At 62.5% G+C, this 21,519-nt stretch carries 21 protein-coding genes; 9 read left to right on the forward strand and 12 right to left on the reverse strand.

Annotated elements, in window-relative coordinates:
• Positions 1–97: 97 nt before the first annotated feature.
• Positions 98–1,915, reverse strand: a complete 1,818-nt coding sequence (locus QM596_RS16420; protein WP_283309444.1) for a penicillin-binding transpeptidase domain-containing protein — start codon at positions 1,913–1,915, stop codon at positions 98–100.
• Positions 1,916–2,011: 96 nt separating this feature from the next.
• On the opposite strand from QM596_RS16420, the gene abmR reads away from it, so the two are divergent.
• The 4 genes from abmR (at position 2,012) to QM596_RS16440 (ending at position 5,891) form a co-directional block, all read left to right on the forward strand.
• A complete protein-coding gene (gene abmR / locus QM596_RS16425) occupies positions 2,012–2,566 on the forward strand; it encodes an ATP-binding transcription factor AbmR (RefSeq protein ID WP_020968571.1) in 555 nt (184 codons plus the stop codon).
• 218 nt (positions 2,567–2,784) lie between these two features.
• Positions 2,785–4,386: an ABC-F family ATP-binding cassette domain-containing protein gene (locus tag QM596_RS16430; protein ID WP_283309445.1), complete on the forward strand. Its 1,602-nt coding sequence runs from the start codon at positions 2,785–2,787 to the stop codon at positions 4,384–4,386.
• Between the two features lie 51 nt (positions 4,387–4,437).
• Positions 4,438–4,977 carry a hypothetical protein gene (locus QM596_RS16435; protein WP_283309447.1) on the forward strand — a complete coding sequence of 180 codons (540 nt, stop codon included), beginning with the start codon at positions 4,438–4,440 and terminating at the stop codon, positions 4,975–4,977.
• A gap of 143 nt (positions 4,978–5,120) precedes the next feature.
• Positions 5,121–5,891, forward strand: a complete 771-nt coding sequence (locus QM596_RS16440) for an alpha/beta fold hydrolase (RefSeq protein ID WP_024487536.1) — start codon at positions 5,121–5,123, stop codon at positions 5,889–5,891.
• An 18-nt stretch (positions 5,892–5,909) separates the two neighbouring features.
• Here the strand turns inward: QM596_RS16440 and QM596_RS16445 are convergent, their stop codons facing one another.
• Positions 5,910–7,988 carry a heavy metal translocating P-type ATPase gene (locus QM596_RS16445; protein ID WP_502943391.1) on the reverse strand — a complete coding sequence of 693 codons (2,079 nt, stop codon included), beginning with the start codon at positions 7,986–7,988 and terminating at the stop codon, positions 5,910–5,912.
• 112 nt (positions 7,989–8,100) lie between these two features.
• Positions 8,101–8,751 (reverse strand): DUF305 domain-containing protein, encoded by a 651-nt coding sequence (locus QM596_RS16450; protein ID WP_019747083.1) that lies wholly within the window; start codon positions 8,749–8,751, stop codon positions 8,101–8,103.
• A 215-nt stretch (positions 8,752–8,966) separates the two neighbouring features.
• On the opposite strand from QM596_RS16450, the gene QM596_RS16455 reads away from it, so the two are divergent.
• Both QM596_RS16455 and QM596_RS16460 read left to right on the forward strand, forming a co-directional pair.
• The gene (locus tag QM596_RS16455) at positions 8,967–9,680 is read left to right on the forward strand and encodes a response regulator (RefSeq protein ID WP_283309452.1); all 714 of its coding nucleotides are present in this window, start codon (positions 8,967–8,969) and stop codon (positions 9,678–9,680) included.
• On the forward strand, positions 9,677–10,798 hold the full coding sequence (locus QM596_RS16460) for a sensor histidine kinase (RefSeq protein WP_283309453.1): 1,122 nt from the start codon (positions 9,677–9,679) through the stop codon (positions 10,796–10,798). The genes QM596_RS16455 and QM596_RS16460 overlap by 4 nt, the downstream gene beginning before the upstream one ends.
• Here QM596_RS16460 and QM596_RS16465 read toward each other — a convergent pair.
• On the reverse strand, positions 10,782–11,072 hold the full coding sequence (locus QM596_RS16465) for a YiaA/YiaB family inner membrane protein (protein ID WP_003945505.1): 291 nt from the start codon (positions 11,070–11,072) through the stop codon (positions 10,782–10,784). The two genes, QM596_RS16460 and QM596_RS16465, sit on opposite strands and share 17 nt — an antisense overlap.
• 180 nt (positions 11,073–11,252) lie before the next feature.
• Between QM596_RS16465 and QM596_RS16470 the strand changes: the two genes are divergently transcribed.
• Complete coding sequence (locus tag QM596_RS16470; protein ID WP_283309455.1) at positions 11,253–12,461, forward strand: macrolide family glycosyltransferase; 1,209 nt, start codon at positions 11,253–11,255, stop codon at positions 12,459–12,461.
• 6 nt (positions 12,462–12,467) lie between these two features.
• On the opposite strand, the gene QM596_RS16475 is transcribed toward QM596_RS16470, so the two are convergent.
• Positions 12,468–12,914, reverse strand: a complete 447-nt coding sequence (locus QM596_RS16475; protein ID WP_024487534.1) for a winged helix DNA-binding protein — start codon at positions 12,912–12,914, stop codon at positions 12,468–12,470.
• Positions 12,915–12,971: 57 nt separating this feature from the next.
• Positions 12,972–14,378, reverse strand: a complete 1,407-nt coding sequence (locus tag QM596_RS16480; protein ID WP_019747079.1) for an aminotransferase-like domain-containing protein — start codon at positions 14,376–14,378, stop codon at positions 12,972–12,974.
• A gap of 138 nt (positions 14,379–14,516) precedes the next feature.
• Here QM596_RS16480 and QM596_RS16485 point away from each other — a divergent pair, with 138 nt between their 5' ends.
• Entirely contained in the window at positions 14,517–15,737 is a 1,221-nt protein-coding gene (locus QM596_RS16485; RefSeq protein WP_019747078.1) for a pyridoxal phosphate-dependent aminotransferase, read from the forward strand.
• An 83-nt stretch (positions 15,738–15,820) separates the two neighbouring features.
• On the opposite strand, the gene purQ is transcribed toward QM596_RS16485, so the two are convergent.
• Positions 15,821–16,498, reverse strand: a complete 678-nt coding sequence (purQ, locus tag QM596_RS16490; RefSeq protein ID WP_019747077.1) for a phosphoribosylformylglycinamidine synthase subunit PurQ — start codon at positions 16,496–16,498, stop codon at positions 15,821–15,823.
• Entirely contained in the window at positions 16,495–16,734 is a 240-nt protein-coding gene (gene purS / locus QM596_RS16495) for a phosphoribosylformylglycinamidine synthase subunit PurS (protein WP_003945817.1), read from the reverse strand. The genes purQ and purS overlap by 4 nt, the downstream gene beginning before the upstream one ends.
• 165 nt (positions 16,735–16,899) lie before the next feature.
• On the opposite strand from purS, the gene QM596_RS16500 reads away from it, so the two are divergent.
• Positions 16,900–17,547: an MBL fold metallo-hydrolase gene (locus tag QM596_RS16500; protein ID WP_029254557.1), complete on the forward strand. Its 648-nt coding sequence runs from the start codon at positions 16,900–16,902 to the stop codon at positions 17,545–17,547.
• Positions 17,548–17,555: 8 nt separating this feature from the next.
• Here the strand turns inward: QM596_RS16500 and QM596_RS16505 are convergent, their stop codons facing one another.
• The 4 genes from QM596_RS16505 to QM596_RS16520 all read right to left on the reverse strand — a co-directional run bounded on the left by QM596_RS16505 (position 17,556) and on the right by QM596_RS16520 (position 21,425).
• Positions 17,556–18,917 (reverse strand): Ig-like domain-containing protein, encoded by a 1,362-nt coding sequence (locus QM596_RS16505; RefSeq protein WP_283309458.1) that lies wholly within the window; start codon positions 18,915–18,917, stop codon positions 17,556–17,558.
• Between the two features lie 226 nt (positions 18,918–19,143).
• The gene (locus QM596_RS16510) at positions 19,144–19,848 is read right to left on the reverse strand and encodes a DUF2334 domain-containing protein (protein ID WP_019747074.1); all 705 of its coding nucleotides are present in this window, start codon (positions 19,846–19,848) and stop codon (positions 19,144–19,146) included.
• A 77-nt stretch (positions 19,849–19,925) separates the two neighbouring features.
• Entirely contained in the window at positions 19,926–20,423 is a 498-nt protein-coding gene (locus QM596_RS16515; protein ID WP_003945816.1) for a glutathione peroxidase, read from the reverse strand.
• Positions 20,424–20,486: 63 nt separating this feature from the next.
• Positions 20,487–21,425, reverse strand: a complete 939-nt coding sequence (locus QM596_RS16520; RefSeq protein ID WP_283309460.1) for an ABC transporter substrate-binding protein — start codon at positions 21,423–21,425, stop codon at positions 20,487–20,489.
• Positions 21,426–21,519: the final 94 nt, after the last annotated feature.

A 21,519-nucleotide genomic window follows, 5' to 3' on the forward strand; every position in this document is an offset into this window, starting at 1 on the left:
CTTTACTTCTGTCACACGAGTAACAAGCACGGGATGCCTACGAACGTGTCACGGTTGAGCTACGACGGCGTGATCCAACTGCAACGGAAAACAGGTTTCAGCGCAGAAAAGTGCCCGCTACCTGCACCGCAGGCGAAGAGCTGTCCGCGCCGGCAATGAACACCGCAAATGCGAGATCTCCCTTGATTCCGACAAACCACCCGTGTGCTGGACCACCTTCGGTTTCGGCCGTACCGGTCTTGCCCAGAAGCCCCGGAATGTCCTGCAACGACGTTGCCGTACCGCCTGTGACGGTCTCGCGCATCATCACCCGCAACTGTTCGGTCACCTCGGTGGGAGCCGGTGCCACGGTCTGATCTGCCACGCCGGGCTGTCCCTTGACCAACATCGGCGCGGGTGTCGTCCCGTTGGCGATCGAGGCCGCCACGAGAGCCATCCCGAAAGGCGTGGCGGTCACCGTGCCCTGTCCGATCGCGGACTCGACGCGTTCGGCGGGTGTGTTCGCATCGGGGACGTTGCCCGTCACCGTCGTGAGGCCCGGAGTGACGTAGTCGACGCCAAGCCCGAACTGCAGAGCCGCGTTGTGTAGAGCATCGGCAGGCAGACCCACGGCCATCCTGGCCATGGTGGTGTTGCACGACTTCGCGAACGCGGTGTGCAGCGGAACCGATCCGAGGTCGAACTCGTCGTCGTTGGGGATCTGACGGCCCTCGATGTTCTCGGTACCCGGGCACGCCAGAACGGTGTCCGGTGTAGCGACGCCGGCTTGCAGCGCCGCGGAGGTCGTCACGGTCTTGAACGTGGACCCCGGTGGGTACAGGCCGGTCAACGCAATGGGGCCCTGTGCGTCGGCGGGGGCATTCTGGGCCACCGCCAACACCGCTCCGGTCGACGGCTGTAGCGCTACGATCGCCGCCTGTTGCGTCACCCCGGCGAGCGCGTTCTCGGCCGCGAGTTGCAGTGGTCGGTCAATGGTGGTCGCGATGTTCGGAGCAACCGGCCCGTCTTGGCCGGCGACGGTGGTGACGGTTCCGTTCTGCTTCACCTGCTGCACCGCCCAGCCTGCGGATTTGTCCTGCCCCTCCTGCCACAGATCGGACAGCCCACTGAACGTCGGCGACGCCAAAGTTTTGTCCACCGAGAGCAACCGCGCTTGCGGCGCCAAGCTCACTCCGGGAATCGCCGCCAACCGCTCCTCGATCGGTGCAAGATCCTCGGCACGCAAAGTGATTGCGGTGACCGGCTTCCCGCTCGCCGACGCAAGGTCGCTGCTGAGCGATGCCGCCGTGATCGTCGGTGCGATTGGCGAGAGCAGGGCGGCCACGGCTGCCGTGTCCACCGGAGGAACCGCAGCGGAATCCAGATTGACCAGCGTCACCACCTGCTGCTCCATGATCGGCTGGCCTGCTGCGTCCAGCACGGACGGCGGCGCACCGGTCGTGGGCGTGTAGCGCAGCGTGGTCGAGGCGGTCAGGTCCGGAGCCAGCAGCGCCGGATCCCACTGGATCAGCCAGTTGTCCCCGCTTTTCGACGCGTTTCCCTGCGTCGAGTAGTTCCAGTCCTGACCTTCACCGAACTTCCACGCCGCATCGAGTGTGAACGTCCCCGCAGAATCACCGGACTCGGTGGCGTCGGAGACGGTGAATGTTCCCTCGTCCTTGCCCAGCCCGTCGATCAGAGCCGAAATCGCAGTCGAGGCCGCCGCCGGATCAGTGGTCAGGGCTGCCGCCGCTTGCACGTCATCCGATGTGAGCGCGGAGGCGAACTCCTCCGCCACTGATTTCGGCTGGTCAGGGCCAGAACTGCAGGCAACTACCGATCCTGCGGCCAATACCCCCAGAGCCACGGCAGCCACGGGACGACGGAAAGTTCGGAAGCTCTGACGAGCGTGTGAAAGGCGCACGACTCCGATCATGCCCGAATTTGTGGCGCCGGTTCGACTATCGGTGTAATCATGTAATCAGTGCAATAAACGCACGTCATGCTCCACCAGCTATCCGAGGAGAACGCCATGAAGAACTCACAAAGCTCCGGCGACCGCAGGTTCGGCCGTCCCGGAGGTTGGCAACAAGCATCGGTTCCCGACGCGAGTGATGCGTCCGACTGGTTTGCCGGTCGACTTCCAGATGACTGGTTCACCGGGACCGCCGACGTCCAGGTCGACCGCGAAGAAATCGTCGTGATCGGTGAACTCCCGTCAGTCGACGGTGGCGAGGCCGCCGCGGACGGAAGGATCTCGCGCTTTCGTGAAACCACGCGCGCCGACCGGATGCGCATCGCCGACGAGGCCGAGGCTCGCTACGGACGCAAGGTCGCCTGGGGTGTACGCCTGGACGAAAAGACCGTCCTGTTCACACATCTCGCAGTTCCGGTGATGACACGACTACGTCAGCCCGAACGCAAGGTTCTCGACACCTTGGTGGACGCGGGAGTTGCTCGCTCGCGAGCGGACGCTCTCATGTGGACAGTCCGGTTGGCGGGCAAGCACAGCGAACAATGGCTCACGGAACTCCGCGAAGCGATGTCGAAGGTCGACGATCTTCGGTCCGAAGGCCCGAAAATCTGAGGACCAGAAAATCTCAGCACCGAACACTGACGAGACCGACAGCACAAATTAATTCGATTGCAGGGGACCACTCGAGTGTTCTAACCTGGAACACGAATCATTCCCGACAGAACAGGAAACGGGCCGTTGCTCCTCTAGAGGTTCATCACGCGAAGGCACTCGCACCCATCAGCAATTGCTGAGCCGGGCGCACAGTCCAAGCACCCTCTGGAGTACTCATGACCCAATCCCATCCTTCTCTGTCGCTCTCGGATCTCACCTTCATCTGGCCGGACGGCGAATCAGTCTTTTCCCGCACCAACTTCGTATTCCCCAGTGGCCGTGTCGGTCTCGTGGGACTTAACGGATCGGGAAAGTCGACTCTGCTGCGATTGATCGCGGGAGAGCTCTCACCGGGATCCGGATCAGTAACCGCTTCCGGCGAGGTCGGCTACCTCCGTCAGGACATCACACTCGATCCGAGTGTTCGGGTGGACGGCATCCTCGGTATCCACGAACTACGAAACGCTTTGCACCGCATCGAAACCGGTGAGGGATCCGAGTCCGACTTTGCACTCGTGGACAACAACTGGGATATCGAGGAGAGCGCTCTCTCCACCTTGCATCGACTCGGCCTCGCGAAGGTAGTTCCGGATACGGCGGCACTGAGCCGAACCGTCGGCACCCTCTCAGGCGGAGAGACCGTCCTACTCGGCCTGACCGCAACGCTGCTGAAGAATCCGCAGGTGCTGCTCCTCGACGAGCCGACCAACAACCTGGACCGCGACGCTCGATCACGAGTTCATGCTGCAGTCCAACAGTTTCCGGGAACCGTACTGATCGTCAGCCACGACCGGGAACTGCTCGACACCGCGGAGTACACGGTCGAACTACGTCGGGGCGATCTACGCGTGTTCGGCGGCAACTACTCGCACTACCAGGAGGTCGTGACCGCTGAGCAGGAAAACGCACTCGCCACCGTTCGCGACGCCAAGGCCGATCTGGCGAAGCAGAGCCGCGAGCTGATCGACGCTCGAACAAAGCTGGACCGACGTAAGCGCTATGGGCAGAAGATGTTCGAGAACAAGCGGGTGCCACTGATTATCGCGCAGGAACGAAAACGCCAAGCCCAAGTTTCGGCCGGAAAGCTGGCCCTCAACCATATCGGGAAGGTGGACGAGGCCAAGTCCGCCCTGTCGGAGGCAGAGGAACTCCTTCGAGACGATCGCGAGATTCGCCTGGACCTTCCTGCTACAGAGGTTCATCCGGGGCAGCAGGTTGCGCGGCTCGCCGAGGTGACGTTGCGGAGCGGCCAAGGGGTATCGCTCCAGATCACCGGGCCGGAGCGGATTGCGCTACTGGGACGCAACGGAATCGGCAAGACAACATTGCTCGATGCACTCGCTGCGTCGACTCCGTTCGTAGCCTCTCGTGCGCTCCCCCAACGTCTCGACGTGTTCGACGAGAATCTCTCGGTGGCGGACAACGTCGCTTTGGCCGCGCCACACGCGACAGCCGAGGAAATTCGTGGGCAGTTGGCACGGTTCCTTTTCCGGGGAACGGATTCCGATGTGTTGGCTTCTGCGCTCTCCGGCGGTGAACGATTGCGCGCGGCGTTAGCGACGATCCTTCTGGCCGAACCCGCGCCCCAGCTGCTTCTTCTCGACGAGCCGACAAACAACCTGGACCTACCGAGTCTCGCTCACCTCACGCAGGCACTTTCCGATTTCCGCGGTGCCATGGTGGTGGTGAGTCACGATCTGCCGTTCCTGCGCGACATCGGCATAACGCGATGGATCAGCATGGACGAGAATGGTATTCAGGACATCGATCCCGAGTAGGCCGACGGTTGACGCTATCGGTGCGAGACGGTCTGGCCTTACTGTGGGGCGATGTGCCTTCACCTCGACGCAACCGCCGCGCTGTCGATCGCAGGTTGGGTTCACGAAGAACCTACTCGATCGGCCTCTGCCCCAGTTCCGCAACCGCTGGTCGGCGTTTGTGATCAACTCATCGTGTGGGCGAGTTCGTTCTCCGTACTTGCCAGTTCCGACGACCAGGTGTGGTTTCTCTCGGCGGAGAACTATGCCGGTGGAGTCGGCGTCAGTGATGAGGCGTTTCCTTGGAATGCGTTCCGGCACGAGAGCCTGGCGGTCGCTTCCGGGCCGGCTGAGCGCGCGGCGATCAACGCCTTCTGGTCCACTCACCTCCCGGTTCTGCTGTCGGTACGCAATGGGTACGAGTACCTGGCGCTCGCACCGGACGGTCAGGTTGTCCGTGGGGGAGAGCCTGAGTTCGAGGAGGTCACCGTAGTTGCCACTGATTTCGAGGCTCTGCTTCGGGGCATAGCCGCAGGCGTCAGCACGGCAGACCCCTTCACCGATGCACTGCTTGGAACGGTGGGTACTGCCCGGCCGGGCAGTGACCGGTAGCTCTGAGGGAGGCCGAGTTGATTGCTCGACTGGTCGTGAAAGTTCACGGCATCCGTCGGAATGGCTCCGGACGACTACTCGAGTTCGTGTGCGCAGTAGCTGGCACCCATACTGGACGGGTGTTGCACTACGTGAGAAATCCGGTGGACGGTGCGCGGATCGCCTATCAGATCGTGGGCGATGGCCCACCCCTGTTGATGGTGCACGGCACAGCGTTGTCGCGCTCCATCTGGCGTGGCTTCGGGTACGTCAAGGCGCTCCAGGAACAGTATCGTCTGATCCTCGTCGACATGCGGGGTCACGGACGCAGTGACAAACCACACGACTCCGATTCGTATGCAATGGATCTGGTGGTCGGCGATCTCCTGGAGATCCTCGACACGGAGTCTCCGTTCGAACCGGCGCACGTCCTCGGATACTCGTTCGGCGGGCGCTCGGTGATGTCGCTGACTGTCGAGCACTCCGAACGGGTGCGATCGCTGACCGTCGGGGGCGGTAGTAGCCGGCCGATGACGGGGGCGTTCGACGCATTGTTCTTCCCAGGCTGCATCGACGCACTCGAAAGCGGCGGTATCGAGGGGTTTCTGAGCGGTTGGGGCGCGAGGCGCGGCAAACCGGTGGATCCACAGACTGCGACTGCCTTTCGAATCAACGATGCCCTCGCACTCGCGGCCTACATGCGCCGGGCCGAGAAGGAGCAGGGCATCGACGACGCCGTGCTTCAACGGATCACCACACCGGCGTTGTTGTTCGTCGGATCGAGAGATCGCGAGCGCCTGCCGGATACCGAGCATCTCGCGTCGCTGATCCCGGACAGTGCCTTGACTGTGATCGAGGGGGCTGATCACGCGAGCGCAGTCGCGGACTCCGAAGCTGTGCTGCGTGCGCTCGTTCCGTTCCTCAGCCGACAGTAGTCCGCCTTCATCCGCTCACTACTGCGGTGTGAGCACTCTCGACTCGAACGCGGTCACCGGTGGTTGCCGCAAGTCCAAGCGTCGCAGCAACTGGGCATTCGCGGCAACGACCACAGTGGATACCGACATCAGGCTTGCTCCGACCTCCATCGGCAGCACAAACCCGACGGGCGCCAGTACTCCCGCAGCGAGGGGAACCGAGATCGCGTTGTATCCCGCTGCCCACCAGAGGTTCTGAACCATCTTGCGGTAGGTGGCGCGGGACAGCTCGATGACCGAGCTCACCGAACGCGGATCATCGCTGGCCAGAACAACTCCCGCCGATGCGATCGCCACGTCGGTTCCGGCACCGATCGCGATACCCACATCCGCCTGGGCGAGTGCCGGCGCATCGTTGACCCCGTCACCGACCATCGCAACGCGGTGGCCCGCAGCCTGAAGCCGAGATACCTGCGCGCCCTTGTCCTGAGGAAGCACCTCGGCGAAGACCTCGTCAATTCCGAGTCTGCGGGCGACCGAATGAGCCACGGCCTCCGCGTCTCCGGTGACCATGGCCACTCGAACACCGCGAGCGTGGAGGGCGTCGACGGCCAATGCTGATTCCGGGCGAATCTCGTCGGCCAATGCCAATGCGCCGATTACCTTCTCGTCACGCACTACATGCAGGACCGTCGACCCGTCACTGAGCCACTCTTCGGTCCCCGGGATCGCTGTGGCCCCGACCGATCTCAACATCCCCGGTCCGCCGACACCGACGCGAACGCCGCCGACGTCCGCAGCAACCCCGATCCCGTTGTGCGCCTGAAAGTCGGAACCCGAAGTGAATTCGAGCGACAACTCCCGCGCTGCTGCGACGACGGCGCGCCCGAGTGGATGTTCGCTGTCGAATTCGACGGCAGCGGCTGCGCTGAGAACTTCGTCGTCGGAGTACCCGTCGACGCCGCGCACACCGACCACTGCGGGCTCCCCCTTGGTGAGAGTGCCGGTCTTGTCGAAGAGAACGGTGTCTACGTTGCGCATCGCCTCGAGGGCCATGCGGTCGGTGATCAGAATCCCAGCCCGAGCTGCCCGTTCCGTCGCGATGGAGACGACCAGCGGAATCGCCAACCCGAGCGCGTGCGGGCAGGCGATCACCAGAACGGTGATCGTCCGGGTGACTGCGCTCTCGGGTGTGCCCCAGATACTCCAGGCGATCGCGGTCAGCACTGCCGCGCCCAGTGCGTACCAGAACAGCAGAGCAGCGGCCTTGTCCGCCAACACCTGAGCACGACTCGACGAGTTCTGGGCCTGTTCGACCAGGCGCCGGATACCGGCGAGCGCGGTGTCTTCTCCCACAGCGGTGACTCGAAGCCGAAGTGCCGAGTCGGTGGCTACGGTGCCGGCCACCACCTGATCTCCGACAGTCCGGCGGACGGTCTTCGACTCGCCCGTGATCATGGATTCGTCCATGTCGGCACTGCCCTCGACGACCGTTCCGTCCGAGGGAACGCGGGCGCCGGGACGAACTATCACCAGGTCGCCGGTGGCCAGAGCTGCGGTGGGCACGGTTTCCACCGACTCCCCCACCACCCGTTCGGCCTCGTCGGGCAGCAAAGCGGCAAGCGAATCCAATGCGCTCGATGTCTGACTGAGCGAACGCATCTCGATCCAGTGACCCAACAACATGATCACGATCAGAAGCGCGAGCTCCCACCAGAAATCAAGAGTGTGATCCACCCAGTGCAGACTTGCAGCCCAAGAAGCGAAGAAGGCAACGGTGATGGCAAGTGCGATCAGAAGCATCATTCCGGGTTGCCGAGAACGTATTTCGGCGACAGCGCCGGTGAGGAACGGCTTGCCTCCCCAGAAGTACATCACGGTGCCGAGTACCGGTGAGATCCATTCCACCAGAGAGTTTTCCGGCAATGTGTACCCGACCAGATCAGCGAACATCGCATCTGCCGCAACAACCGGAACTGCGATTACCAGCATGACTGCGAACAACGTCCGGAACTGTGCGGCATGATCCGCGTGACCACCGTGTGCACCGTGCTCCATCTGGCTATGGTCCATCGCGCTATGGTCCGTCTCGCTATGGTCCATCTGACTGTGATCCATGTGGCGGTCATCCCCTCGCGTGTGATTTCGGCACTGCAGCGGTCAAACCATCAGCCTCGAACGTATGCCCGACTCGGCCACCGAGCAAGGTCACGCGGCCGAGGTCAACCGTTCATTTCTCCTTCAACATCGCTTCCATCTGAGTGATTTCCGCCTGCTGACCGGCAATGATCGCTTCTGCCATCTTTTCCGCCGATGGATCGAGTCCGTTGTCGAGTTCGGTCTGGGACATGGTGATGGCACCCTTGTGGTGCTCGATCATCATCGTCAGCCACAACTTGTCGAACTCCGCGCCACTGGCGTCGGTGAGGGCGGTCATGTCGTCGGCCGACATCATGCCCGGCATCTCGGCCATCCCGACGCCGTGTCCCGCATGCGCCGAATCATCCATGCCCTCCATCGAACTCGACGAAGGATCGGGGCGTCCCCACTTCGTCAGCAATTCCGTCATCTGAGCCATTTCCGGGCCTTGCGCTGCCTCTATCTGCGCTGCAAGAGAGAGAAGTTCGGCATTGTCGGTTCGACCGTCGACCATTCTGGCCATGTCCAATGCCTGCGCGTGATGCGGGTACATCCCTTCGAGAAACTCGATGTCGGCAGCATTGACACCCGCAGGAATCTCCGACTGTGCTGCGACGCTGGTTGTTTCGGAAGAATGGTTGACGCTCTCCCCGGAGTTGTCCGAGCATCCGGCAATCAACAGTGCTGCCGCTGCCACAACCGGTACGAACCGTGCGGCGCTCTTCCTGACCGTCAAAGACATGTTTCACTCCCGAAAATTGATTCTGTTCGATATGCACTGCACCACAATTGATTTGACAACAATGCTGCACATGCACAGTTGCCACGTTACCGGCGAAAATCCGCCTCGAAGCCCGATAACCGGCCCAAACAGGCTTCCTTCATCGAATCTTCACAGTCGAGCGGAAACCACCACACGACAGCAATGCAGACACGCAGTCGACTAACCTCGGTTTGATGAGCGCCGAACTACGACCTGGTGAGGAACCGGGGCGTGTTCTTGTCGTCGACGACGAGACTGCCCTCGCGAAGGTTGTCGCCAACTATCTGACACGCGAAGGATTCACCGTGCGCCTCGCCCACGACGGGCCGAGCGCAGTACGTTCGGTGCGCGAATTCGAGCCCGCGCTGATCGTGCTCGATCTGATGCTCCCGGGCTTCGACGGCATGGAAGTCTGCCGACGAATCCGCACCTTCTCGGACGCGTACATCCTGATGCTCTCCGCCCGCGGTGAAGAGTCCGACAAGGTGACGGGTCTGGCGGCCGGCGCGGATGACTACGTGGTCAAACCCTTCGGCCCCCGCGAGTTGGTTGCGCGAGTGAAAGCTCTGCTCAGACGGCCACGCGCGTCGAGTTTGCTGCCGAAAGTGCTGCCAACGCCTCCCGGACTCGACATCAACGTCCTGGCCCGCACGGTCCGTGTCGACGACAACCTGGTCGATCTGACCCCCACCGAGTTCACCCTGTTGTCCGCGCTCGCATCCCGACCCGACGCAGCCTGGAGTCGGGCCGAGATCATCGCCTCGGTGTGGGGGGCGCCCTGGTTCGGGGACCAGCACATCGTCGACGTCCATGTCCGTGCATTACGCCGCAAACTCGGCGACGACGCGACCGATCCGCGGTTCATCAGAACCGTCAGGGGCGTCGGATACTCACTGAGGTCGTCATGAACACGGTCGTCATGAACACGGTCGTCATGAAAAGACTCGGGCTACGCGGAAAACTACTGCTCGCGCAGCTCGCCGTCCTGTTCGTCGCCTGCCTCGTCATCGCCGCCGTTGCCATCGCCGTCGCTGCCCCGCTCTTTCACAACCACCTCATGATGGCCGGCATCGAAGACTCGAATGTCCGTACCCACACCGAAGAAGCATTCGCTCAGACCATGACCATTGCTCTGTTGTGCGGGATCGCGGTCGCGCTGGTGGGCGCAGGCATCGCCGCGGTCTACATCGTCCGACGCGTCACGGCACCGATCACCATGCTGGCAGAGGCGGCGCAAAGCGTCGCCGACGGGAACTTCGACGTGACTATCGGCAGGTCCGACGTAGATGCCGATTTCACGCGTCTCGAAACGGCATTCGCCGACATGGCTGCACGCCTTGATCATTCGGATCGGGTCCGCAAACGACTGCTTGCCGACCTTGCTCACGAATTGCGCACTCCGGTATCGACTTTGGCTGCGTACGTGGACGGCATCGAGGACGGAGTTGTGCCGACAGATCCTTCGTCGTGGTCGGTGATGCGCGATCAACTCGAACGTCTGCGTCGGCTGTCGTGCGATCTGGCGGACGTCTCCGCTGCCGACGAACACGCTCTCGAACTCGATCGCCGGACCGAGAATCTCGACGACGTCGTCTGCAGCGCAACGGCAGCAGCGGGGCCACGTTTTGCCGATCGTGGAGTCGAATTGACAACCGCCCTGCCTCCGCAACCGGTCACGGCCGAGGTCGATCGCCAACGAATCGAACAGATCCTCGCCAACCTGCTCGAAAACGCGTTGCGGCACACTCCAACCGGAGGTTCGGTGACGGTGACACTCGCACGGGAAGGTGATCACCTCACGGTGTCCGTCACCGATACCGGTGACGGAATTCCCGCAGACCAACTCGAATCCGTCTTCGACCGTTTCCATCGCGGTGATCGATCCGACGGCTCCGGTTTGGGACTGACCATTGCGAGGAGCCTCGCGCTGGCGCATGGAGGCAACCTGACGGCCCGCCGCAACGAGCAGCCGCTCGGCAGCACGCTCGTCCTCACTGTACCGATGGGACTCAGGCAGCTGCCTTGAACGGATCGTGCTCGGCGATCAACTTCTCGAGTCGAGCCTCGTCCACTCGAACCCTGACGGTAGACGCCTCCTGCTGATCACGAATCACCTTGGCCAACGTGAACGTACTGGTGACCAAGAACAGCAAGGACATTCCGAGAAATCCGCGTTGCCACGCATCGATCGGAAGATACGCAATTCCGAGGAGGGTGCCGACAAAACTGACGGCAAAGGCTATTCCGGCCTGCAGATAGAAGGCTGCAGTGGTCTTCGAAGGTGTTGTCGGTGTGCTCATGCTTCGAAGTCTGCTCGCCCATCCCGGCACTCGGATGCGTAGTCCTACTCGAGTGCGCACGGTACTTCCCCGGCAAAAATCAGATGCCGTTACCCATCCTGGTGGATAGTCTCGGTCCGGTATCCGGAGTTGTTCCAGAACAGTTGTTGTTCGACAACAGTCAGACGGCAGGAGTGATCGATGACCCGCAGACATATCGCCATGGTGAGCATTCCGGCACCTGGCCACGTCAATCCAAGCCTGGCGATCATCGCGCGTCTCGTCGCCGCCGGTCACCGCGTCACCTACGCCAACGACGAGTCGATGCGCGAGGTCATCGAGGCGACCGGGGCCGAATTCGCACCGTACGTCTCCACGCTGCCCAGCCTCGTTCCTTCCCCTGACGGCGCCGAACCGGAGAAGAGTTGGGATGGGGATCTGATCGATCAGTTGACGATTTTCCAGGACGACTACGAGGCGATGCTGCCGCAGCTGCGCCAAATCTACGACGACGACCGTCCCGACCTCTTTCTCTACGACATCGCCGGGATCCCCGCGCGAATACTGGCTCAGCAGTGGAACGTTCCCATCATCCAGTTGTCGCCGACGTATGTTGCCTGGGACGGCTACGAAGCCGACGCCGCACCGATGTACGACGAGATTCGTTCCGATCCGAGAGGCGTCGATCTACTCGATCGGGAGGCCCGGTTCTTCCGCGCCGAAGGCGTCGAGGTCGATCCGCGTGAGTTCACCGGTCACCCACCCCGTGCAATCGTGCTGATCGCAGAATCGATGCAGCCCAACGCCGATCGCGTGAACCGCGACGTCTACACGTTCGTCGGCCCCGCACTCGAACCGAGCAACCAACCCTGGGTGAACCCGGATCCCGAACGCAAGCTTGTGTTGATTTCGCTGGGTTCAGCCTTCACCGATCATCCGGATTTCTATCGCACCTGCGTCGAGGCTTTCGGCCCGATGGACGGCTGGCACGTCGTCCTCCAGATCGGAAAGCAGGTGCAGATCTCGGATCTCGGACCACTGCCCGCCAACGTCGAAATACACCGCTGGGTAACGCAGTTCGCGATTCTGCAGCAGGCCGACGCATTCGTGACCCACGCGGGTATGGGCGGATCCAGCGAGGGTCTCGTGACCGGCACACCCATGATCGCGGTGCCGCAAGCCGTCGATCAGTTCGGCAACGCCGACTCACTCGTCGACGCCGGTGTCGCAGTACGCGTCGACGGCGCCACCGTCACGGCAGTAGAGCTTCGTGAGGCGCTGACCCGGGTGAGCTCGGACGAGTTCCGCCGACGCAGTGCAGAGTTGGCAAAAGAACTCGCAGCGGCGGGCGGTGTATCTCGTGCCGTCGAGTTGATCGAGTCCGCCCTGCCAGACAGCGGGCGGCGGTAGCGGCGGCTACCAGTGCCAGGCGTCGCCGCCCACGTTCTTGATGGTTCGCTGCAGAACCGTGATGGTGGTGACGAATTCTTCTTCGCTGATTCCCTGCATCCGCTCTTCCTGCAGCATCTGCTGCACCCGCGCGGCGCGATCGAACTGCTGGGTGCCCGCATCAGTAGGGAGAAGGACAGACTCGTCTTCACGCGCCCAGCCCAGGTCGAGAGCAGAGTCGACGGCCGCGTCGATCACGTCGGTTGATTCGTTCGGACCGATCGTTCGCAGGAGGACAGCTCGCTCCACCCCTTCAGGGTGCAGCGAAAGTTGGTGCAGGACCCACCACCCCGGCTGGGTCACGCCGATTGCTTCGAGCGCTCCGCGCGTGCGCGCGCGAATCGCTTCACCGGCACGCGCTGTCCAGAATCCGATCGGCTGATTGGCCGGTGGCTGCATCGCTTGTTTGTTCATGGACACGACGATAAAACCTCAACGGAAGTTCAGGTCAACCACCAGCGAGGTGAAGTTCTACATATGTTGTGTGATTGCTCGGCCGATGATGCGGGCGGCGTCGGGGAACTCACCCGGGTTCGGTCCGGCGTAGTTGAGCCGCAGGAACTTTCCGGTCGGTTCTGCCGGGAACCAATCGTCACCGGCCCCGACGATGACGCCGGCCGACCGGCAGTCCTGCACGACACGTTCGAGATTCGTGGTGTCCGGGAGCCGAAGCCAGAGGTTGAGTCCGCCTTGCGGTACAGCGTCGAGGTGAGCGTCCGGCGCATGCTCGCGCAGACTCGACACGAGGAGGTCGCGTCTGGCCTCGAGTTGGTGACGAAGCCGGCGCAAGTGCGTACGCCAGGCCGGTTGGGTCACGACGTCGAGCGCTACCGCTTGCAGCATCCCACTGACATACATCGAATCCGCCTGTGTATCAGCAAGAATCCGCTCGTAGGCCGGCCCTCGGGCGATCAATCCGGCAACTCGCACCGATGGCGACACGCTCTTGGTCAGTGCACGAAGGTAAACGACGTGACCGCTGTCGTCGCGTGCAGCGATGGGGCTGGGATCCGCGGTGATTCCGAAGTCGAGCGCCGAACTGTCCTCGATGAGGAAGGCGCCGTGCCGACGGACGGTGTCGAGAACCTTGTCAGCCAACGACGGCGACCACAGTGCTCCCGTCGGGCTCGCGAAGCTCGGTTGCGCGTAGAACGCACGGGCACCGGTCTGTTCGAATGCACGCGAAAGCTCTTCAGGATCAGGACCGTTGGCGCCGCTGGAGATCGGAATGACCGTCACACCGGCCTGCGCAGCAGCCAGGATCGCACCCCAGTAGGTCGGCGATTCCATGAGCAACGGACGCCCCTCCCCCACCAGCGCACGGAAGGACGTCGCAAGCCCACCCTGACTGCCGGGAAGTACAACCACGTCGTTCGGCCCGGGCGGAGTGATCCCGGCGGGAGTTGCGGAACCCAATTCGGAGGCAAACCAGGACTGCAGTTCCGGAAGCCCGGCGGCGAGGGGCCGATTGAACACGGCGTCGGTTCGCGTCGCCCTGGTGAAGGCTGCACGAACCAGACCTTCCGGCAAGAGCTCTCGGGCCGGATAGCCGGAATGCAGCGCGATCACGTCGTTGGAGGTGGACTGCAGCGCAATAGGCAGCTGCAGACGATAGTTCGGCGATCCGAGCGCCGCGGTCTGCCACCCGTAATCGTTGGGTCGCACGACGCGTGCGGCGCGTACGAAGGTCCCCACACCGGGACGAGCCTCCACAACCCCCTGGGATACCAGCGTTCGCAGCGCCTTCTGCACGGTGACCGGACTCGCCCCGTGCAGGCTCACGAGCGACCGAGTGGACGGAAGCTTCGCGCCTGGAGGAGCCGTCGCGATCCATTCGCGCAAGGCTGCGACAATCCTCGAACTGCTATCATTGGACATGTCGAATCATAGTAGCGCTACTCTCCTCTCGCCGCTAGCGCTATCGCGAATCAATGTCCGTTTCCAGACCGAACCCTGAGGCGCCCTTCTCATCTGAAACACAACTCGCCCACCCGAACCGGAGAGGTACGTAACCGCGTGAACACACCCATCGATCAGGCCCGCAAGCTCGAGAATGTCAGGTACGACATCAGAGGGCGAATTCTCGACAAGACCGAAGAACTCGAGGATCAGGGACACACGATCCTGCGACTCAACGTCGGTAATCCGGCCCCCTTCGGATTCGAAGCACCGGACGAAATCATGATGGCCATGATCCGCAATCTCCCTACCGCCCAGGGATATTGCGATTCTCGCGGACTGTATTCGGCGCGCACCGCGGTGGTCCAGTACTACCAGACGCGGGGTATCACCGACGTCACCGTCGACGAGATCTATCTCGGAAACGGCGTCTCCGAACTGATCACGCTGACGATGCAGGCGCTCTGCAATCCCGAGGACGAGATCCTGATTCCCGCTCCCGACTACCCCTTGTGGACGGCTTCGGTTTCACTTGCCGGCGGCACGCCGGTTCACTACCTCACCGATGAAAGCCAGGGCTGGGCACCGGACTTCGACGATCTGGAAGCCCGGATCTCTCCGCGCACCCGAGGGATTGTCGTCATCAATCCCAACAATCCGACGGGCGCCGTCTACTCGACGGAGGTGCTGCAACGCTTCGTCGACATTGCCCGCAAGCATGACCTGATGCTCTTCGCCGACGAGATCTACGAGAAGATCGTCTACGACGGCCGATCCATGACAAACCTTGCGTCGATGACCGGGCGAGACGTTTTGTGTCTGACGTACTCGGGGCTGTCCAAGGCCTACCGCGTCTGCGGGTTCCGAGCCGGATGGCTGGCCATCACCGGACCACTCGAGCGGGCGTCGAGTTTCATCGAAGGCATCAAACTGCTGGCCAACATGCGAATGTGTGCCAATGTGCCGGCGCAGCACGCGATCCAGACCGCACTCGGCGGACGCCAATCCATCGAGGACCTCCTGCTCCCGCAAGGTCGACTGACAGCGCAGCGCGATCTCGCGCACAGCACGCTCAACAGCATCGACGGGATCAGCTGTCAGCAGGCCGACGGCGCGCTGTATCTGTTCCCGAAGCTCGACGTCGACAAGTTCGGCATCGTCGACGACGAGAGGTTCGTTCTCGATCTACTGGAATCGGAGAAGATTCTGGTCAGTCACGGCCGCGCGTTCAACTGGATCGAACCCGACCACTTTCGGTTGGTGACCCTGCCGAACACCGACGACCTCGCGACCGCCCTCGAGCGTCTCGGCAACTTCCTCAGTTCCTACAGCCAGTAACCCGAGAACCGGGACGCCCCCACAAACGACTGAACGCCGACCGGATTTCCGGTCGGCGTTCAGTGGTGAAAATCAGCAGGCGATCAGGCAGTGACGATCGCGTCGAGTGCCGAGTAAAACAAGCCGAGTCCGTCGTCACTCGGTCCGGTGAGAGCCTCGGTGGCGTGCTCGGGGTGCGGCATCAAACCGACGACGCGGCCGTTGGCCGAAGAGATACCGGCGATACGACGCTGCGAACCGTTGGGGTTCTCCTCCGAGTAGCGGAAGACGACGCGGCCTTCACCCTCGAGTTCGTCGAGAACATTTTCGGAAGCCTGGAAGCGACCTTCACCCGACTTGAGCGGGATGAGGATCTGGGCGCCGGCCTCGTAACGCGAGGACCAAGCCGTGTTGTTGGCTTCGACCGTCAACCACTCGTCGCGGCAGATGAAGTGCAGACCCTGGTTACGGGTCAGGGCACCGGGGAGCAAACCTGCTTCGCAGAGGATCTGGAAACCGTTGCAGATGCCCAGGACCGGCATGCCGCCCTTGGCTGCTTCGACAACCTTGCCCATCGCGGGAGCAAAACGTGCGATCGCGCCGCAACGAAGGTAGTCGCCGTAGGAGAATCCGCCGGGAACGACAACCGCGTCGACACCCTTGAGGTCTGCGTCGCCGTGCCAGAGTTCGACAGCTTCACCGCCGGCCAGGTTGATGGCCCGAGCAGCATCGATGTCGTCGAGCGTGCCCGGGAACGTGATAACCCCGATACGTGCGCTCATGCCTCGACTCGCCTGACGGTCCAATCCTCGATCACCGTGTTGGCCAGCAGGCCTTCGGCGATCTTCTCGAGTTCGGCGTCTTCGACACTGCCGTCGATCTCCAACTCGAACCGCTTGCCCTGACGGACATCGGATACTCCTGCAAAGCCCAGGCGAGACAGTGCCCCGACAATTGCCTGTCCCTGGGGGTCGAGAATCTCGGCCTTGGGCATGACTTCGACGACGACACGGGCCACGTGCTGCTCCTCGGTACTAGTGCGCGAACCCGGAGTGAAACGCTCGGGTGATGGCCAGTTTACCGGGCGCACCCGAGATGGTTCGCATCGAGTGATCGGGGCGTGACGGCCAACACCCGCGAAACCCGCCTGCGAGTCACTCCAGGGCGGCGCATACTCGAAATCATGCGACTGACACATTTTGGCCATTCCTGTGTGCTCGTGGAGTTGAACGGATCGAAAATCCTCTTCGATCCCGGCAACTTCTCGCACGGATTCGAAGGCATCACCGGCCTCGACGCCATCCTCGTGACACATCAACACCCCGATCACGCCGACCCGGCGCGGCTGCCCGAACTGGCCGAAGCAAACCCCGACGCGGTGCTGTACAGCGATCCGCAGACGGCTGAGAAGCTCGGTGGCCGCTGGACGGGAGTCCGGCCGGGCGACCGGTTCAGCATCGGCGACGTCGAGGTGACCGGGACCGGCGGAGAGCACGCGATCATCCATCCGGACCTACCGATGATCGACAACACCGCGTTCCTCCTCGGCGACGCCACCAACCCGGCGCAGTTCATGCATCCCGGCGATTCCCTCTACGTCCCCGAACAGAAGGTCGACGTTCTTGCCCTTCCCGCCGCCGCACCGTGGCTCAAGATCTCGGAGGCCATCGACTACCTCCGCGCGGTAGCGCCGCGCGTCGCGGTTCCCATCCATCAAGCGATCATCCGCGACGAAGCCACAGGCATCTTCTACGGTCGCTACTCGGAAATGGCTGCCGACGGTACCGAGTTCCGAGTTCTCGGCGAGGAGTCGAGCGTCGAAGTCGCCTGATTCAGTCCTCACGCACTCACATCGACGATGATCCAGCCGGTGCTCGTCCCACCGGCTGCGTCGGTGAGTGTGTAGAGAATCCTGTCGGTGCCTGTCTTCGTTCCGGCCTCGAACACCACTTCGCCGTTTTCGAGCTTTACGGTGCCACCGAGAAGTGACGTCGCCTCGACCCCGGTTACCTTGATCGAATCTCCGTTGCTGTCATGATCATTCGCGACGGCGTCGACGGTGACTGTGCCACCTGAGCGGACCTGCGCGGTGTCGAGTGCGGCGTACGGCGGGATCGGGCTTGCCGTGTACCGACCGACGTCGTCGAGTCGATCCGAGGCCACGTCCGCGGCATCGACGATGGCAGCAAATTCGGTGCCGTCGAAGCGCGAGAGGTCGTTGCCGTTCATGATGGTCGATCCCTCGGCGCCGCCGCCGTGATAGTCGTCGGCGTAGAAGTTGTGGCCCAACTCGTGGCGGAGAACGCGGCTGAAGTTGCCATCGGGCTCGGCACCGACCTGTGCGTAGCTGTGATCGAGTTCGAACGTCGAGTAGTAGGCATTGCCGCCACCGGAAGCGCAGACGACAGTCGCCTGATCGACGCTCGTCCCGACCTGATCGGACCACAGACCTTCCAACTGGTCGAGGTTTTCACAACTGCTCGAATACGGGTCACTCGCGGCATCGGCCCGAAGGACAACCCGACCCAGGATCGGCCGAATTCCGACGTCTCTGATCCAGATGGCAGCGGTTCGGGCCATTGATTCCTCGGCCCGATCCAGAGCGACGGCGGGACTGCCTGCGCCGTGCGCGGAGTACCACTCGCCACTGAGATCCAATCCCACCACGAACTGCTTCACCGTCTTGCCGACGCTTGCGGCCGAGGCCGACGCAATAGAGGTGGTCGGCCACTTGGGTTTTGCGTCGATCGGCGCCGTGCTGCGACCGACCACGTCGGATCCCACGAACTCGATCGAAGCACCACGATCGAAAATCACCTGCCCGCGAAGTGTTCCGGCGGAGTCGACGATGGCGGAGACGATTGCGTCCGGACGCCCTTCCACGCTGCCGATGTACGAACGGGGCGCCGGGATCACCACATCGGTCAGCTCGCCGCCGTTTTCCTGTACGGCCATCGAGAAGTCGGATCCCCGCAGATTCATCTTGTGAAGCCGCAGTGTGAGTTGCTCACCTTCGTCGTCGACAGTTGCGGTGCGGGTGCCTTCGCTCGCACCACCGTCGACACCGCCCGTCGGCAGCGTGTGAACCACGCCGGTCGGAGCGGCAGACGCAACTGCCGGGACGATTGCAGCACAGACGACTGCGCCCACAGCCAGAGCGACAAGACCTTCGGCCGACTTGGAGAACCCTCGTGCGCGCATGGTGAACCTCAACTTCGTCTACTAGCGGCAGATTAACTGCACGCACTGTAGCAGCGAAAAGGTTGGGCGACGCCGTACTCGAATTCAACGTCCACTTTATGCGACTTTGACCTAATCGGCCCTACTGCCTGCAAGGAACGGGATAAATGCGAAGAGTCTGCCTGCTCGGGCAACCCGGACACGCGACACCATCTCGCAGCTATCAAATAGTTGCCAATGACCGAATTCAGGCAGCGCCGAGTTCCTGCGACGGGGAGTTCCATCGGTATACCTGCGAGGTGGCCTCATGAAAAAGCGCGAGGTCCACAGCGTCGAGAACAGCCTGACGTGGGCCCTCGTTTCCCAACTGCTTGGCAGTAATCGACAATCTGACCAGTCCCCCACGCTTGGCGGCGCGCCCGGCTCCGAGAACCAATGCGCGACACCACCACGGCTCAGCCTTGAAGCCCTCGCCGATACCGAAAACCCTTCCCCGCTGCAAGGTTCCACGGGTCAGATCGTGTACTGCGCCGAGGCCTGCCATCGTCCGAAAGCCGGTCTCCGGCAACACCGACATGGCACCAGGCGACGCCACCCAGCGCGGCGGTGCGAACACCCGGGTCCGAAGGCCTGCATGCTCGAGAACCCGATCCGCAGCGAGTAGTCGCAGTTTTGCTTCGTGCTTCGACAGAGTGGCGAACTCGGCTCGACGACGCTTGGTCGCGGCCTGGTCGTAGCCGTGCAGAACGATGGCGTCGCCGTGCTCACGACGCTCACGCAGCCAGGCCGTCGTCACCGCGTCGTCGGCCAGTCGATATTTGTCCTTCAGTCGCGGCGCCACCAGGAGCGACAGGCGGACACCTCGAGCGTCCATCTCGTCTGCGAATCCGGCAGCGAGATAACATGTCTCGTCTCTGATTCCGGATACCGACACGATCAGTTCTGCGGACATACTCCGATAGTGGCAGCTGTGGGTGAACAGCACACTGCCGCCGGATGATCATCCGGCGGCAGTTTTCAGCGCAGCTACTAATTCTTGGGAAGCGCGGCTTCGATGGCGGCGACAACCTCGGGAGCGTCAGGTTCGGTCCGCGGACGGAAGCGGTTGACGACGGTGCCGTCCGGTCCGATCAAGAACTTCTCGAAGTTCCACTGGATGTCGCCCGCAGCGCCTTCGGCGTCGGCAGCCTTGGTGAGTTCGGCGTACAGCGGATGCTGGTTCTCGCCGTTCACCTCGATCTTCTCGAGGAGCGGGAACGTGACGCCGTAGGTAGTGGAGCAGAACGTCTCGATCTCTTCGGCGGTACCCGGTTCCTGCCCCATGAACTGGTTGCACGGGATGCCGATCACGGTCAGACCGCGATCGGCGTACTCGCTGGCCAGCTTCTCGAGCGCCGAGTACTGCGGGGTCAGTCCACACTTGGATGCCACGTTGACCACGAGCACGGCACGGCCGTCGTATTCACCCAACGAGGTGGGCACGCCACCGAGGGTGTTGATCGCGATGTTCTGTACTGGAGTTGTCATAGGTCCAACTTAGCGACTCTTGCCGACTGCCAGTTCTCGCCCACTGCTACTTCTCGTCCACTGCTACTTCGATGCTCCGAGAATGCGATCGAGGTCGTCCAGAACGGTGAGGCCGCCGAGCGGTCCGACGCCCGTGATCCAGTAGGACATGTCGACCAGATATGGGTTCGGGAAGAATCCGGCGTTGTCCGCCACGGCCTTCGGCATCGTGCTGGCATCGGCCGGTTTCGCGGAGGTGACCAGGATGAGGTCGGCGTTGGCTCCGGAGACGAATTCCGGGGAGAGGTCGACGGAGATCGAGTTCTCCCAGTCGCGTGCGGGAATCGTGAGTCCCGCGCATTCGAGAGTGCTTCCGGCAAACGACGTGGGTCCGTACAGCGTCAGAACGTCGTCGCGTGGACGGATGAGCTGAGCGGTCTTGCCCTCGGTGCTGTGCTTGCTCGCCACTTCCTCGCAGCGTGCCGTGTAGTCACCGAGTAGTTCGCCTGCCTGATCGGTCTTGTTCAACGCCTCTGCGACGAACTGGACGTTGTCCTGCCACGGATCGGTCTGGGTCGCCATGTAGACGGTCGGCGCGATGGCAGCGAGCTGCTCGTACAGATCACCGTGCCGCGATTCCGTTCCGATGATCAGGTCCGGGCTCAGTGCGACGATCTTCTCGAGGTTCGGTGCCGCGACGGTGCCGACCATCTCGATCTCCGCGGCCTTCTCACCGAGGTACGCCGGAACCCCGGTCGTCTCGCTGAGGACCGCGGTGCCCACGGGAATCACGCCCAGCGCTACCGACGTGTCGAGCTGAACCGGCTCGAGCACGACAACTCTCTGCGGATCCATCGGTACGTCCGTGGTTCCGCGGGCATGGGTGACCGCGTGCACGGTGTCGGCGGACTGACTGTCGATATCCGTCTTGTCGTCACTGCCACAAGCAGTGGTCGTTGCCACGATGGCGGCGAGGACAAAACCACCCAGCACGTACTTCGCCCGCGAGTTACTGCGTTTCATTCCCGACACTCCTGTTACCGACTGCTTTCGACCGTCACAGCCACGCGCATTCACCACGGCTGAGCAAAGGATTCACCATCCAATAGTCTGGTGA

The organism is Rhodococcus sp. IEGM 1406 (genome assembly GCF_030056745.1).
GTDB lineage: Bacteria > Actinomycetota > Actinomycetes > Mycobacteriales > Mycobacteriaceae > Rhodococcus_F > Rhodococcus_F erythropolis.

Excerpts from the sequence above, each read along its gene's own strand:
- QM596_RS16420 (WP_283309444.1), bottom strand. The coding sequence starts at position 1,915 with ATGATCGGAGTCGTGCGCCTTTCACACGCTCGTCAGAGCTTCCGAACT.
- abmR (WP_020968571.1), top strand. The coding sequence starts at position 2,012 with ATGAAGAACTCACAAAGCTCCGGCGACCGCAGGTTCGGCCGTCCCGGA.
- QM596_RS16430 (WP_283309445.1), top strand. The coding sequence starts at position 2,785 with ATGACCCAATCCCATCCTTCTCTGTCGCTCTCGGATCTCACCTTCATC.
- QM596_RS16435 (WP_283309447.1), top strand. The coding sequence starts at position 4,438 with ATGTGCCTTCACCTCGACGCAACCGCCGCGCTGTCGATCGCAGGTTGG.
- QM596_RS16445 (WP_502943391.1), bottom strand. The coding sequence starts at position 7,988 with ATGGATCACAGTCAGATGGACCATAGCGAGACGGACCATAGCGCGATG.
- QM596_RS16450 (WP_019747083.1), bottom strand. The coding sequence starts at position 8,751 with ATGTCTTTGACGGTCAGGAAGAGCGCCGCACGGTTCGTACCGGTTGTG.
- QM596_RS16455 (WP_283309452.1), top strand. The coding sequence starts at position 8,967 with ATGAGCGCCGAACTACGACCTGGTGAGGAACCGGGGCGTGTTCTTGTC.
- QM596_RS16460 (WP_283309453.1), top strand. The coding sequence starts at position 9,677 with ATGAACACGGTCGTCATGAACACGGTCGTCATGAAAAGACTCGGGCTA.
- QM596_RS16465 (WP_003945505.1), bottom strand. The coding sequence starts at position 11,072 with ATGAGCACACCGACAACACCTTCGAAGACCACTGCAGCCTTCTATCTG.
- QM596_RS16470 (WP_283309455.1), top strand. The coding sequence starts at position 11,253 with ATGACCCGCAGACATATCGCCATGGTGAGCATTCCGGCACCTGGCCAC.
- QM596_RS16475 (WP_024487534.1), bottom strand. The coding sequence starts at position 12,914 with ATGAACAAACAAGCGATGCAGCCACCGGCCAATCAGCCGATCGGATTC.
- QM596_RS16480 (WP_019747079.1), bottom strand. The coding sequence starts at position 14,378 with ATGTCCAATGATAGCAGTTCGAGGATTGTCGCAGCCTTGCGCGAATGG.
- purQ (WP_019747077.1), bottom strand. The coding sequence starts at position 16,498 with ATGAGCGCACGTATCGGGGTTATCACGTTCCCGGGCACGCTCGACGAC.
- QM596_RS16500 (WP_029254557.1), top strand. The coding sequence starts at position 16,900 with ATGCGACTGACACATTTTGGCCATTCCTGTGTGCTCGTGGAGTTGAAC.
- QM596_RS16505 (WP_283309458.1), bottom strand. The coding sequence starts at position 18,917 with ATGCGCGCACGAGGGTTCTCCAAGTCGGCCGAAGGTCTTGTCGCTCTG.
- QM596_RS16510 (WP_019747074.1), bottom strand. The coding sequence starts at position 19,848 with ATGTCCGCAGAACTGATCGTGTCGGTATCCGGAATCAGAGACGAGACA.
- QM596_RS16515 (WP_003945816.1), bottom strand. The coding sequence starts at position 20,423 with ATGACAACTCCAGTACAGAACATCGCGATCAACACCCTCGGTGGCGTG.
- QM596_RS16520 (WP_283309460.1), bottom strand. The coding sequence starts at position 21,425 with ATGAAACGCAGTAACTCGCGGGCGAAGTACGTGCTGGGTGGTTTTGTC.